The organism is Shewanella sp. SP1S1-7 (assembly GCF_031932105.1).
In the GTDB taxonomy this organism is placed as follows: Bacteria; Pseudomonadota; Gammaproteobacteria; order Enterobacterales; family Shewanellaceae; genus Shewanella; species Shewanella baltica.
On sequence record NZ_JAUOEU010000010.1, the window covers coordinates 67,641 to 81,578 of the forward strand.

General features: G+C 49.7%; 17 protein-coding genes. All 17 read right to left on the bottom strand.

The genetic code is table 11. The features are described from left to right. Position 1: 1 nt before the first annotated feature. Positions 2-2,068 carry a ClpP-like prohead protease/major capsid protein fusion protein gene (locus tag Q4Q49_RS10160; RefSeq protein ID WP_409373182.1) on the bottom strand — a complete coding sequence of 689 codons (2,067 nt, stop codon included), beginning with the start codon at positions 2,066-2,068 and terminating at the stop codon, positions 2-4. Continuing rightward, positions 1,977-3,551 carry a phage portal protein gene (locus Q4Q49_RS10165; protein ID WP_311999269.1) on the bottom strand — a complete coding sequence of 525 codons (1,575 nt, stop codon included), beginning with the start codon at positions 3,549-3,551 and terminating at the stop codon, positions 1,977-1,979. Before Q4Q49_RS10165 ends, Q4Q49_RS10160 begins: the two co-directional genes overlap by 92 nt. Before the next feature lie 49 nt (positions 3,552-3,600). After that, positions 3,601-3,807, bottom strand: coding sequence for a hypothetical protein (locus Q4Q49_RS10170; RefSeq protein WP_106649468.1), 207 nt, complete (start codon positions 3,805-3,807; stop codon positions 3,601-3,603). A 29-nt stretch (positions 3,808-3,836) separates the two neighbouring features. After that, complete coding sequence (locus tag Q4Q49_RS10175) at positions 3,837-5,834, bottom strand: terminase gpA endonuclease subunit (RefSeq protein WP_311999270.1); 1,998 nt, start codon at positions 5,832-5,834, stop codon at positions 3,837-3,839. Then, positions 5,809-6,342, bottom strand: coding sequence for a terminase small subunit (locus tag Q4Q49_RS10180; RefSeq protein WP_311999271.1), 534 nt, complete (start codon positions 6,340-6,342; stop codon positions 5,809-5,811). Before Q4Q49_RS10180 ends, Q4Q49_RS10175 begins: the two co-directional genes overlap by 26 nt. Beyond that, on the bottom strand, positions 6,296-6,652 hold the full coding sequence (locus Q4Q49_RS10185; RefSeq protein ID WP_220592014.1) for an HP1 family phage holin: 357 nt from the start codon (positions 6,650-6,652) through the stop codon (positions 6,296-6,298). The genes Q4Q49_RS10180 and Q4Q49_RS10185 overlap by 47 nt, the downstream gene beginning before the upstream one ends. Then, positions 6,633-6,881 carry a hypothetical protein gene (locus Q4Q49_RS22185; RefSeq protein ID WP_409373184.1) on the bottom strand — a complete coding sequence of 83 codons (249 nt, stop codon included), beginning with the start codon at positions 6,879-6,881 and terminating at the stop codon, positions 6,633-6,635. Before Q4Q49_RS22185 ends, Q4Q49_RS10185 begins: the two co-directional genes overlap by 20 nt. Next, positions 6,763-7,266, bottom strand: a complete 504-nt coding sequence (locus tag Q4Q49_RS10190) for a hypothetical protein (protein ID WP_311999272.1) — start codon at positions 7,264-7,266, stop codon at positions 6,763-6,765. Before Q4Q49_RS10190 ends, Q4Q49_RS22185 begins: the two co-directional genes overlap by 119 nt. Next, a complete protein-coding gene (locus tag Q4Q49_RS10195) occupies positions 7,247-7,780 on the bottom strand; it encodes a lysozyme (protein ID WP_311999273.1) in 534 nt (177 codons plus the stop codon). The genes Q4Q49_RS10190 and Q4Q49_RS10195 overlap by 20 nt, the downstream gene beginning before the upstream one ends. 444 nt (positions 7,781-8,224) lie before the next feature. Further along, on the bottom strand, positions 8,225-8,887 hold the full coding sequence (locus tag Q4Q49_RS10200) for a hypothetical protein (RefSeq protein WP_311999274.1): 663 nt from the start codon (positions 8,885-8,887) through the stop codon (positions 8,225-8,227). 322 nt (positions 8,888-9,209) lie between these two features. Beyond that, positions 9,210-9,824, bottom strand: a complete 615-nt coding sequence (orn, locus tag Q4Q49_RS10205) for an oligoribonuclease (protein ID WP_011847781.1) — start codon at positions 9,822-9,824, stop codon at positions 9,210-9,212. 8 nt (positions 9,825-9,832) lie between these two features. Next, positions 9,833-10,210, bottom strand: coding sequence for a hypothetical protein (locus Q4Q49_RS10210; RefSeq protein WP_311999275.1), 378 nt, complete (start codon positions 10,208-10,210; stop codon positions 9,833-9,835). Continuing rightward, entirely contained in the window at positions 10,197-10,415 is a 219-nt protein-coding gene (locus tag Q4Q49_RS10215; protein ID WP_115335513.1) for a helix-turn-helix transcriptional regulator, read from the bottom strand. The genes Q4Q49_RS10210 and Q4Q49_RS10215 overlap by 14 nt, the downstream gene beginning before the upstream one ends. Positions 10,416-10,470: 55 nt before the next feature. Then, positions 10,471-11,727: a tyrosine-type recombinase/integrase gene (locus tag Q4Q49_RS10220; protein ID WP_311999276.1), complete on the bottom strand. Its 1,257-nt coding sequence runs from the start codon at positions 11,725-11,727 to the stop codon at positions 10,471-10,473. Further along, on the bottom strand, positions 11,717-12,403 hold the full coding sequence (locus tag Q4Q49_RS10225; RefSeq protein WP_311999277.1) for a replication protein P: 687 nt from the start codon (positions 12,401-12,403) through the stop codon (positions 11,717-11,719). The genes Q4Q49_RS10220 and Q4Q49_RS10225 overlap by 11 nt, the downstream gene beginning before the upstream one ends. Then, positions 12,400-13,149, bottom strand: a complete 750-nt coding sequence (locus Q4Q49_RS10230; protein ID WP_311999278.1) for a helix-turn-helix domain-containing protein — start codon at positions 13,147-13,149, stop codon at positions 12,400-12,402. The genes Q4Q49_RS10225 and Q4Q49_RS10230 overlap by 4 nt, the downstream gene beginning before the upstream one ends. A gap of 164 nt (positions 13,150-13,313) precedes the next feature. After that, the gene (locus tag Q4Q49_RS10235; RefSeq protein WP_311999279.1) at positions 13,314-13,922 is read right to left on the bottom strand and encodes a hypothetical protein; all 609 of its coding nucleotides are present in this window, start codon (positions 13,920-13,922) and stop codon (positions 13,314-13,316) included. Positions 13,923-13,938 lie beyond the last annotated feature (16 nt).

The following is a 13,938-nucleotide window of genomic DNA, read 5'->3' on the forward strand; positions in this document are numbered from 1 at the left end:
TTTACACGCCTGTTGATTTCACCAAGCCACGGTAATCGAGCGGCGCCACACCCGCATCGATACGCACTTTGGTGGCTACGCCGTCGATAGTGAAGCCTTGTTGCTGTTCAATGTAAGGCGTGTCGATGCCATCAAGGTAAGCCACCTCAATGGTGTCACGGCCTTGGCCCGCAGAAAGGAACCACTGCACCGCGCTGTTATCATCTAAACGAGGCTCAGCAATCACTTCGGCAAAGTTTTGGATTGGGTTAGCAATACCTGAATTCACATCGGCACCTTTAACAGAACTGGACTTAATGATCTGGTTAAACGTGGTTTCAAGCGCTACAGGGCACAGTACAAACTCAGGGCGAATATTCAGGTGGCGATTACCCGATTTTTGCTTACGCATTAACATGCGATTAGCATCGAGGGCCGCCACACTTGGCGCACCGGAACCTAAGTTGCCGTGTTCATTATGGAACAGCGTTTTGCCATCAGCCATTGCGGGGTTTTTGGTTAATACCGCATATACCAAATCGCCAATGGTGCCTTTGGCGGCAAAGCCCATTTTCATTGGGATATCAGTCAACATACTCATATCGTCGTTGATAATGGCCTGACGGGTAATGCTGAACAACTCGCCATAGGTAGCCAGCGCGATTTGTTGCGCATGGTCGCCAACGGTGACGTACTTGTATTCCGCGCCTTCACGCACTTGGCGCAGGCTATTAAAGTCACCAAGGCCGATACGTTTGGCGATATTAAAGTTGCCTAGTTGACCTTTTTTGGTCCAACGCTCGAAGGTTTCTTCGGCGGTTTCCCAGCCCATTAACACTGATTTATTAGCTACATCTAACAGGATATTGCCAAAGTCGCTTGAGCTGTGGGTAAAGGCTAAGCCGACCATATCCATTTTGTTGAATCCAGCGCAGCCGATACCACGATCTAACAATGAGGCGCGTGCCAACTCAAGCATGGTGTAGCTCGAATAGTTGTTGCTAGCTTCGGCTTTTGCATGGCCGGAACGTGCCATTAACTGAGCACGAATCGAGTCACCAACGATATTGCCGTTGCCCGCATAAATAGTCGTGCGAGGTAACGTAGCGCACGGTGTGGTGTTCTCACCCAGCTTTGCCAAGATCATGTCTTTGGCTTTATCAGCATTGATGTTGGCATCGGCAATACACTGATTACGTAACTCGGCTAACTCAGGAAAGAAAGCAAATGCTGCATTGATACCGTTCATACGCTCAGTATTAAACGCAATCGCAGCCGCTTGAATAGCAGTGGTATCAGGTTGTGTTGCTGCAGGCGCAGGCAACTGAGCATTAGGTGCTGCTGGTGCTGGCACGAGTGGGTTGGGAGCACTGTTACCCTGCGGTGCAAACAGGTTTTTGAGAGCTTCAGGCATATTAGTAAAATCCTTAAGACGTTTTGAATTAAGTGATGCCGCCATTTGCAGCGGATCGGTGAGGGTGTTGGCAAAACCTTTTTCCACTGCTTCGCGCCCAGTTAGCCAAGTTTCAGCGGCTAACAGAGCGTGGAGTTCATCTTCTGACAAGCCTGTTTTGTGTTGGTAGGCGCCCACTAAATTGCCTTCAACCTTATCGAGCAAGTCGGCGTATTTGCGCATATCTTCGGCATCACCGAGAGTTCCGCCCCAAGGCTTATGCACCATCATCATGGCGTTTTCAGGCATGATGACTTCATCAAAAGCCATGGCAATCACACTGGCCATCGAAGCTGCAAGGCCATCGATGTAGCAAACTTTGTGCGCTGGGTGGCCTTTGATCATGTTGTAAATCGCCATACCTTCGAATACATCGCCGCCTGGCGAATGAATACGGGCGGTAATGGTGCCCACTTTGCCTAGGGCCTGTAGATCACGGGCGAACTGTTGCGCACTAATGCCCCAGCCGCCAATCTCGTCATAGATCATTAACTCGGCATTACCGTTTTGGGCTTTGAGGCTATACCAGCTATTGGCGGGTTTATTACTCTGGTTCAGCGTTGCGACGGGCACGCTCAGCGCTCCGCTTGGCAGCATTGCGCTTAGCATTGCTGATGCTATTGGGGTCTTTTTCACTGTTAGGATCTCCTAGCGAGGGGTCGGGGTCATTGGCCGTGACCATGTTGTTTTCGCGGTTGTAATCCACCTCACGCTTACGCTGGCGTTTTACTTCTGCAGGATTACGGCCACGGGCGCGAGTCCAATCGGCCTCGGTTGCGACGTTGGCAGCGATCATCATTTCCCAGCCTTCGGCCTCTTTGCGTGGGTCAATCCATGGCATGGTGGGCCCGTAGTACACGGCATCAAATAAGGTGCGCATGTCGAGATCAGGCGGTAGCACTAATGGGTCCTGCTTGTTGTGCATTTCCATTTTTAAGAAGTTGCGGAACACAGGCCGCGACCAGCCAGCACAAAACCACTGCTGCATAATGCGGTTCGATTCGTCTTGCTCAACTAGCTCTTGGCGCTGGCTTGAATAACTGCCGTTGTAGTCACGGGCAATGCTGGAATAGCTGCCACGGGTACCGGCTGCGGCGGCTTTTAATTGGCCGTTACGAAAATCAACTAAGTGCACATTAGGGCGGTTTGATTCAATCATGCCCACATCTTCACCGGGCTTGAGATCATCGAAGGTCATGCCAGGTGCAATGGGGATTTCGCGGCTTGACGATTCACCACTTGAGTCAGGAACAAACATGGCGGCATCGCCGCGCTTGATGTAAAACGCCAGCGCGGCCGCAATCCGAGCGGCTACTCGCTCAGATTCCTCATAGTCTTTGATATCGCCAAGGCGGGTTAAAATGCCGTGGAATAACGAAGCGCCACGCAGCTGGTGCAAGCGTTTAAATAAGCCTAAGTGCATCATGCTCGATGCGGGTATCACTTTGGTTTTGTAGCGAAAGCCGACTTGATCCGCAGGGTGATCGAACAATACGTGATAGTTAACTACTTGGCCCCAGCCGTTCACTTCGAGCCCTTGCCGTACCCGCTTTGCTGGTTCGTTTAACTCATAGGGGATAAAGTCGGCTTCTAAGGCTTCAATACTGTATTGAGTGCCTTGCTCGTTTGGGTGGCCGAACTTAGGCACTTTACCCATCACATGCTGGCCGAACACATCACCATCACGCAGGGCGCTACGTAGCACTAAGCGCTCAAGCTCAGGGCGACTATAGCGGCCCGTCACATCACATTTAAGCGACCATGCACCGAAACGGCGTTGAATATCGTTGGCTAAGTCATCAAGGATTTCACCGCTAATACTGCGCGGCTGGGGTTCAACCACAATCCCCTGGGCACCGATCACCCGTTCTTCCATCCGGTCGAGAATGCCGATACTGAGATCATGATTTTCATCTAGCCAGCGGGCTTGCTCACGCAGGCTTTTACCTGCCGCAAATACCGCTTGGTTTGCCCCGCGACTTTCCTTTTTAGCGCGATGCGTGCGGCTTGGGCTGGCGGCTTCATACCCTTTCAGGTTGCGGTAGCTCATTGCGGCCGCTTCACGCTGTAATGCTAAACGCGGGGCAAATATCGCCAGCGCATCATTGATAATGCTCATGTGTTGCTCCGACTTATATTTTTAGAAGTGCCCTATTAATGCGGCTTGATTAGTTAAAGCTGGCTAACTTGACGCCACCCTGTGGACGGCTAAAGGCGTTTAAACGGCGCTCCCACTCAAGCCGACCTTTGCGGATTTCGCCTAGGTCCTCGGTGGTCATGGTTTTGCCGTTGATCGTGGTTTGCTTGCCTGCCAACACATCAAGCTCGGCCTGAAAGTACGCATCGATCATCTGTTGGCATTGGGTTTGGGTCATGCTGTTATCCTTGGCTTTATTGGCATTAACTACAGCCAACCGCCAGAACTGCCACCACCGCCACCGTTTAGGTAAGCAGCATTTGCATTGGCCTGTTTTACGGCTTTAGGTTTTGGTTCTTTGGGTTGGTCGCTTGATATGGCGATCGGGGTAACTTGTGAAAGCTTGTCGAGATTGATGCCGAATTTATCTATCGCGATATACAGCGCGGCTAAGGCGTAAACGAAACAATCTAGCGCTTCGTTGCGGCGCTTTTGGTTGTCCCATTTATAGATGATCCGCCCGTTTTGGCGCACCGGCACCTTGCGTTCACTGGTGAGCTGTTGCAGCTCAACGTCATCACATACCGCTTCGTTTAGCGGAAAGTGAATCGCACCTGGCTTGCGCACATCAACATCAGGGGCAATTCGCAACATCGACATCAACAGCTCTTTGGCGTTGTCGGTACCGACCTCCGTTAAGTAAACACCTTTGGCGGTTCGCTTACGGGGGAAGTTGGCGATCGGCTTACCGTAAACGTTGGCACCTCTAATGGGTATAACCCGCATTAGCCCAAGCTTTTTACTCATGGCGTAAACGTCATCGGTGTAGTGGCCGCCAGAGTCCCAACCCACTACGCCAATATTGAGTACAACGCCATCGGCACGGGCATAGCTTTGCGCAATACGCTCAGCCACTTTGTCTTTAAGCACTTGATCAGCGGGATCACCATGGAGAATAAAGCGGTCAATTAGCGCCGCCTCTTTACCCGCACCCCAGCCCCAAACACGGCCTTCGTAACGGTTATCTTGGGTGTCGATACCTGCCGTTAAATACACCACCCAGTTAGGTACTTTGCCACTCGGGTACATTTCGCGGCGCTTCGCTAATTCTTCCCACTCTAAGCGTTCGCCGTTGTCGTTATCCCATGGCTGGCCTAACTTAGTGTTGACGAAAGTCTGCAGCTTTTCTTTATCGCCTTTGGCTTTAAAGAACTCAGTAACCAGTTTCGCCCAGCTGTTGAGCGAGTTATAGGCCGACCAGATATGAATCGAGATATTGGGCGGCGTGGTGATGTCGTTTCCGTCGGCATCATAAAAGTCTAAAAAGTCTTTAGTGCGGATGCCGGTGTTTTCGCATATCCAAATCGCGCTTGGGTGCAGCTCCATATCATCGAGCTGATTGTTTTCGATACAGCAACCACAGTGCTCACACAGATAATAGGCTGTGCCTGGATCGTGCTCGCCCTTGGCATTTTTATGCCACTTAATCCCAAAGGCTTCTTCGGGGCCGCCCCACTTTAAATCCTGCAGTTCGTCGCAGTGTGGGCAAGGTAAGCTGAACCTAAAATAGTGCGGTGATTCGCTGCAGGCTTTTTCAATCTGGCAGGTACCGAGCACTTTAGGCGTTGAACCGCGAATCGACTTAGGAAACATCGACAGTTCGATACGAGTATCACCGAGCGATGTGGCGTTACCTTCGTGCTCGATGGATTCATCAAAACCCGCTAGCTCATCGTAGATCACATCATCGGTGGAGATTTCGCGATAGTTAGCTGCAGCGGTACCACCGCGCACCATCAGCGTTTTGCCATTGGTGAATATTTTATCTTCTAGCGTGCTGTCTTTATGTTTGCGACCCATCCAAGGTGCAAGCGCGCGCCACACAGGGATATCACGAATCGCCGTTTCAACGTGCTTTTTCATGAAGGTTTTGGCTTGACCATCACGAGGCTGATAGATCAACACGTTGCGCTTTTTGTGTTCAATCTTGTAAGCAGCGTTAGCCATCAGCATTTTGGTGTAACCGACCCGCGCTGACTTCATTAAGTTAAGCGTGCTGATTTGGTCGTTACCCATGGCATTAAGAATGCCAATTTGAAACGGTAAACTTTCCCACTTGCCCTCGGTGTAAGAGGACTCCGACGACATGTAAAAGTGCTCGTCGGCATATTCAGAACAGGTGAGCATGGGTGGGCGATAGAACGAACGCAGCCCAGCAGCAACGGCAGCTTTCAGATTTTTAATCTGCGCGGCCGATATACTCATCTAATAAACCCTCAATGCCCTCCGCGAGATCGGCGGCGGTGTTTTGGCTTTTAATCACCTCCGCTTTGATAGCGTCGATTGTGCGTTCTGGAATGTCGGGGAATTTGCGTTTTACCCGTATATGTATTTGATCGAGCACTGGGGCAATTTGCGCAGCAATGCGATTTAGCACAAAGGTAGCAAAATTAACTTCGACCACTTCTTTGAGGTCTTTTTCGTTTTTAATCTCCTGCCCAACTGCTTGGGCTCGGATTAAGCGCCAGCGTTCGTAGTCCATATCTGGCTTATCGGGATCATCTTCATCGGGTTTAGTGATGGTTTTTTTGCGCTCGTTGGCAAGTCTGTTACCCACCACATCGGCCATTTTGTATAAACACACGCGGCCGCGCTTGCTGTGCACTGGCACGTCCCACTTATCAAATGCTTGGGTGCTGATCTCAAGGCTTTTGCATAGGTCGGTTTTACTCAGTAGAACAGGCTCGGGTGGTGATGGTTGAATGCGGGCCATTAGGATGCTCCACTTGTTTTAGCAGGGCGGCTTTCAGTTGCATGTCGGCGGCGTGAAGTTCTTGTTTGCGCTTTTCGTCTTTTTCTTCTTGTAAGCGCTCTCGTTGCTCTTTGCGACGCTCACGTTGACGGCGAAACTCTTGATAAGCAAAGTTGCCCAAAAAAGTGAGGAAGGCGAGTAATACGCCAATTAACATCGCCACTTTATCCATAGTAAAGGCACCTCCCAATGTGCTCATTAGTGACGATATATAGGCACTCAACGTAAACCCTTTTTGGGTGGCAACATCATTAATGTATGGATTGTTCATGCTGTTTTTCCATTCGCCATGTTTCGATGTTATGCAAATCGGTATCGCATTTGGTGATCACGGCTAAGAGTTGAATGATGCAATCGGGCAGATCGGCATTAGCGTCTGAACTACATTCGGCTGGCAGGCACTGGCTCATTAATGATTGCGGCGGTAACACATATTGGGTCTGCTTGGTGACTACGGTGCGCGCAATAGGCGGCGTGCTTGAGCAGCCGCTTAACATCATCAGGCACAGCAGTATTAGCCCAACTTCGGGTTTGTTCATTGGCTGAGGTCCTTAGTTTTTTAATGGCTTCGCGCTGATCGGCAAGTTGGCGATCAATCTCAGCCTTAGCTTTAGCGGTTTGTTCACTGAGCGCTAAGGCAAAGGCGTAATCCTTAGCGAGCCTGTCACGTTCGATGGCCTGCGCTTGCAGTTCATCGGTGACAACCGTGAGATCATCTTGCAGCATTCGCTGGTTAACGGCGGCCGTTTCAATCTGCGAGTTTTTTAACGCGAGATCAGCTTTAACGGCGGTGAGGCTTAAGCCAAGTAGCGTTATCACTATGATGAGCGCTGCGATTAAATACAGGTGCAGCGAGCCAGTGGCATTAATGATTTTGTTCCACATATAAATCCTTTAAGCAGATTTTACGTTCTTTTTTGCGGCGTTCGACTAAGCCAGGCAACTTGATATCACGCGCATAGACAAACCCATTACAGCCGTGTTTACCGCATGCATCGGTGAGCTGGTGACAAGCGGCCACCCTTTCTCCGCGCAGTAACAGCTTGCGCAAGGTGGAGGTTTGAAAGTTACCCGCACCAAAGTTGTAAATCAGACTGAGGTAAGCAGCGTGTTCACCTTCAGTAAGTTGCACCGGATACGTTAGCCGCCGCAGCTGCCGATCGGCTTTACCTAAATCCTTGGCGAACATTTCAATGCATTGCTGCTCGCTAAAAAACTGGTTGATCTCAAGCTCGGGGCCAGTGTGCCCTAAGCAAGCGGTGATAATATCCACCGGATCAAGATAGGTGTGCAGAATGGGCTCGCCGTTCGGCGCTTCAGCGGGGGCAATCAAATTAGCCCCCGCCAGTGCGACAGCAGAAGAAAGCCCCAGTGCCATGAGCTTTTGCTTTAATGACATAGGTCAGTCTCCTTTAAAATGAGGTTAGCCTTAGCGCGGCCAACGGTTAGGTCAACGGTGAGGTAGCCGCCTCTAACAGCTGATGTTTTTAGTGTCTTTCAACGTCCGTAGCGGCAATGTCGAACACCACGGCAACACATACCCACCACGACCACCATTGCAGCGGCCGCTTTTTTTCAGCTGGGGTTAGCTAACGAACAGCTATTTGGATGTTTGCGAATAAGAAATGGCGACAAATAAAAAGGGCCCCTAAAAGGAGCCCTTGGCAGACAAATAACGTGCGACTGAATAAATGTAACCTTAGCAAGCGTATACAAATGTACTCGATTTTAAGGGCCTTGAAAGCGGCAAATGTGCCGCATAAAGCGACAAAAGTGCCGTTTCGGAATTTGTAAATATGTGATACGTGAAAACTTAATCACAGAGGATTTATCGTTTTACTTATCACTTAAGTGATTTATCACTCATATCAATAAAAGTGAAAGCCTTATTTATGCCGCCAACTAAAGCTATAGATTTAAACGCAAAAGCAAAAAAAACAATTCCTCCGACAAAAGCCAAAAATACCCAATAACAAACTGGCATATAGCCCCAATTGTTAAAAAGCCCATTAACAAAATCGTTTTTAGACAATAGGTTAAATCCCATAATCCACACTATTACACCAATGAAACCACACACAAAATATCTAAGCATCAGATACCAGTTATGTGGGTATACTGAAAAGTAACGAGTTGATATATGCCAGTAATGCTTGTTCAATCTAAATGAGTTCATCTTATTGGATAACTCAAGGAAATGACCAGCTTTTACATATAAATCAAAAGCTTGACTAGGATTTATATATTTAAGTAGCACATTGATTTCATCGTATGAAAAACGATACTTATAAATTGATGTGAAAATTTGCTCGATAAGATACCGTTGCTTAATACTGGGCTTATTGAGATTACCGCTTAAAACTGACTGAGCAATCTCAAGCTTCTTAAGATTAATTTTGTGCTTTTCAAAATATAGTGATGATAATAACTTAACAATTGGAAGCATCAGCAATATTACTGCTGAGGCATTTAGCCACGAAACGTCACCTGACAATAAATTCTGCATACCTGCATACCTTAATTGATTTTCAACTACACCAAGAAGATCAAAAGTTGGTCATAAGATCCCTGTCGATCTGCTAATAACCGCACATGCATTACAAACAATTTTCAGAAAAATATCAATTGGTTAATAGGGATTTCTTAGCGAGTGTTGGAAGGGTGTTTTAGGGGGCTCATAAAACAACAACCAACCTCCCCAAAATTCTCATATGTAGTGAAGCATTGCGCGTCACCGCCCCCGCAGTGAATCGAGCCGGAAGGACCCGTGATGATAATAGGTCGCATCTAGCTCTGATGATAGCCATTCTCATTTGAACAGGCCGCGCCTAACCTATTGACAAAGATGATATTTCACAACCAAACAACTCGTCGCGATAGTACTTGAGTTCTGCTATCGACTCCCGAATATCGGCTAAGGCTTCATGCTGATACTGCTTAGCCTTAATCGCATTACGCTCAACCTCAGGCGCCCAAGCTCTAGCTGCGAGCCCTAGTGCTGATATATCTAGCTGCCTGTAATGCATGTACTCATGAAGCTCAGGCATTTGGCACATGATAAACGAACGATCAAACATGATTGAGTTACCCGCAAACACCACGCCAGTCTTAGCTTTGCGGTCATGCTTAGGTATTCCCAGTGCTTTCAGGTGTTCGATAACCATCTGCTCAGCCTGTGCTAACGATACTGATGAGGCACGAACAGCAGCTAACAACCCACTCTTGGTATGCACATCTATCGCCCACTCATGTGACCTTGCAATGTGTTCATCGTCTTGATGCACAACAACGTGCAGCGCTTCACCCACTTGATTTAACTCACTATCAGTCACGATAAAGGCCAGCTCAAAGATAGGGTAATACTCCATACCCAGCATCCCATTGTCTAAGCGGCCGTTCAGTCCACCCGTTTCTAAATCACCAAACAAAAAGAATTGCTCCATCACCCACCTCACTTTGCTAATTGAATCTCTGCCCTTCTCAACCAATACACATACGACTTCTTACTGTCGAACCCCATCAATGCCCACTGGCCTTTGCACACGTAGCAGGTGCGAATCGCCCGAATACAATTTGGCGATAACCGCTCAATCATCCTATCGAACTGGACCACATGCTTAGGAACGCTCAGCTCCCTAACCAACGCACCACCATAAACCTGCACCTCGCCTAACTTATCGCAAGCACTGCGATTAGTGAAACCTTTACCGAGTTCTTGGAACGCCCAATAACGCCCCCAGGCATTGAGCCCAGCACGAAGGGCTTTTATGTTGACCAAGTCATCACGCCCATCGGCAACCAATGTCACTCTTAAATTAGATGGCCTCATTCGCTACCTCCGTGATCTGCTCAATCGATAAATGAAATACATCATCCAAGATGGCAAGAAAATGGTTAGAAGGAACATTGCTTTTGCCGCTCTCCCATCGCTGATAAGTACGGCGATCAACTCCGTAAATCTCAGCCACTTCATGCTGACTAAAGCCCCTAATACCACGCCCAGTTTTTAGAATGATTGCTGACCGATTGCTCATAAAACCACCTTATTTAGTGCCATTGCATACTCTTGTAAGGCTGATGCAACGATCATCACAGCCACCCACTCGCACCAAGGGTTTGAGCACTCCCAACATTCGCAGACGATCTAGGGATTATCTCGGGCGCAACCTCACTAAAACCGAGCGAAATTAAATGCGCGTGATACGCATCAAGCGCACTCAACATACCCTTATCCAAAGTCGAATGAACATAGGTACGCAAAAGCACAGGCAAGGCATGATTAAGCAACCGCTCACCCACCATAGTATCCACGCCCATGTCTTGGATAATCGTGCGGCAAAGCTTGCGCAAATCATGCGAAGTAAACTCTTTAAATCGAATCGTCTCACTCCAATAATGCGCAGTGCGCTGGCTAATAGCGCCAACATCACCCGCAAACAAAAACGCCCGCTTACCCACATTTTTAAGCTGCCACTGCAAATAATGCTGGATCAACGCCTTAGCCGTAGGCGTTAACGGTAGCCGGTGCTCTTGGCGGTTCTTCGCATTCGCCGCAGGGATAAACCAATACTCACCCGCAAAATGCTCCCATCGTGCCAAACGGGTTTCACCAATGCGCGTGCCAAACATCAGCATCAACATAAACAACATCGCCACCGGCATAAATGCATCCCGCAAAGCCACAAACAACGGCCCTAAGTCCGACTCCATCAAGCGCGTATCAGGCTTAGGTGATAAGGTTAAACTCATCGTCACTCGATACCCCATCAGAGGATTAAGCAATAACAACCTAAAATCAGCCGCCAAACTCAACGCCCGCTTAAGCACATTCACACTCAAACGAATGTAATGCGGCGCATACCCCTCATTCAGCATCAGCTTCACCAACGCACTATCCACCACCAAAAACGACAACTCAGCCAAGGCCACATCCCCCAACTTAGGCAACAACTGCTTACGCATAATCGACCTACAGTTATCGCGCCAGCTCGGGCTTAAGGTCGTATTGCCATCCAAATAATCCCCATACCACAACAGCAAATCAGTCACAGTCGCAAACTCACCGCGCAACACATCCGCGCCCGCACTGCGCTTAGCCAGCATCACAGGTAAATCCGCTAAAAACGTCTTAATGCACATGCTCGGCCACACGCCTTGCTTCTTCCAAACCGTCTTATCTCCCTCATTAATCACCAAATGCACACTCGCCTTCGTCCTATCCGCCGTCGCCCGTAAACGCAGCTCAGGAAACTGCGGGTCCCTAAAATCCCGCGTCAAACCGCCACGTAACCAACGGCGCAGCGCGGCATCGTTCAACTTACCAATCTCAACCCCGCTAGCAGCCATCGTTTGCCCCCTTAAGCCCTAGGTTTGCCCGTAAATTGGCAATAATCGATTTCGCCTTTGCCGCCTCAGTCGGCCGCGTCACCGTTTCAGGTAACGCCTTAGGCAACTCAACATCGGTCAACTCGCCACGGCTAAAGCGCCGACATAACACTTTGTAATTGCGCTCAAAGGTCATCAACACATCCTTTTCGAGCCCAGTCGCAAACATCCAACTGCCCGTTTCACGCACCGCTAAGCGCACCACATCATGGCTCCACGAATGCTTGTCAGGGTGATGGTAATGGCGGGTTGCCTCCTTGAACGCGGCTTCCAACTTGGGCAGCCCCAAATCACAGGCCGTGGGTTGGCACCAAAGCGCAAACTGGCGCGGTGTCGGCCAAAACTGCCTATCGCCCTGCTCGCGTCTCGCGCGATTCAGCCCCGCTTGCACTTGCTCGCGACTCGCAATGCCCTGCGCCGCCAAGGTTTTAAGCCACTCGGCTTTGTGGGTCGCTTCATCCTCAGGCCGCGGCGCACTCACAGGGAACAACACCCGTAACTTGCTAAACACGCTGTCCACAATCGCCATATCCATTGCCGTCGGCTCGGATTGTGTCACCCGCGCGCCCTGCCCAACCAGCGGCTGGCGGATTAAGGTCTGCAGTGATTTCATGCTCGTATTTTGCTTGGCCGTCATATCAAGGGGTCCTCTGGGTCATACACCGCATAACTCCAATCCACTTGACCAACGGCAGTTGCTATCGGTCTTGGCAACGGCGTTAGCCAGTGGCGTTCGCGGATAAACTTGGTAATGCCCAGCACAAACTGGCCGTTAGCGCTAAAGCCCCAACTCGCATCCAGCGCCGCAGCCTCCTTCAACCAGCTCACCGCCAACACACAATCGGCGTCGGTCAGCTTTTCGGCCTTCCACGCTTTCCATGCAGCCGAATCCGCCCCGCCTTTGCGATGGGCGGGATACGCTTTAAAAAACGCATTGAAAACCGACTTAGCACTCGTTGCTGGACAACTATCTTTTAAAGATTCATTGATAGGTTCAAAAGAGTGATAGATTCCGGTGCTATCTGGTGGCACAGGGGGTGTGCTATCTGGTGGCATACCTATGCTATCTGGTGGCACCCCTTCGGTGCTATCTGCTAGCACAGGGGGTGCTACCTCGTAGCAGATTGAAATCGTGTAAATATTGGTTAAATTTCCCTTAGGTCCCTTACGATTTTTAATCGTCACAAAACCCATATCAACCAGTGCAGCAATATGCTTTCTCACTGTGCTATGACCAATCTCGCACTGGTCAGCAATATGCTGATGGCTCGGCCAACATTCACCATTATCGTTCGCGTTGTCGGCCAGCTTAATCAACACCAACTTACGCAGTGGATTACCCACCTTGGCCTTCATCGCTTTTACCATCAATTCCATACTCATAAACCACCCCCAAACGGAGTAACCCACAAAGCCGAATTGACGCAACCCCCATGCTTTCGTAACATGTAATCGCCTCTCTTAGGTATTAAGCCCGCGCCTGTCGCCAAACTTTTGCGGGCTTTCTTATTCTCGATAAGTAATCGATGCGTGTTCGTGTACCGTCATCAACAACCCGCCTTACCGCCATGACTCGCTAAATACGGATACGCCAGCTCTAACGCCGCCATGCTCGCTTGCGTGGTCGCCGCCGACTCTTTTAACTCACGGTGCGCCGCCACTAACTGCTCGCGCTTCGGCGCCGGACCCAAATGGATCACCGCCACTTGTGCCTCGGCGTTCTCTTTGGTTAACGATGCCGCCATATCGGCCACATGCAACACATGGCCGTCACTCATGCGATCGGCAATGACAGTCACCCCTGTGCAACCAAATACATCGTTGAGATACTGCACCCGCAAATGCTCGGGCAGTGCCGCCACCATTGCTTGCTCAACATGAAACAAGCGATCAACCTGCGGATGTTGGCCCTCGTACTGGCCAAGCCAGCGGAACAGCTTTTGGGCATTAATCCGCGCATCGTTGTGCACGTCTTGCGTGCTCGCAAAGCTAATGCCCTCCGCCGCTAAAACCTCGCTTAGCCCAAGGCGCTCAACTGCCGCAACAAAATCTATCGCCAGCGCAAAGCGCGTCATCTTGGGTAACTCCAACACCCGATGAATCGTTTTCATCAACAAATTCAAACGGCTGTCATTTTTACGTGAATGGGTTTTCATGTGTATTGTCCTCCTT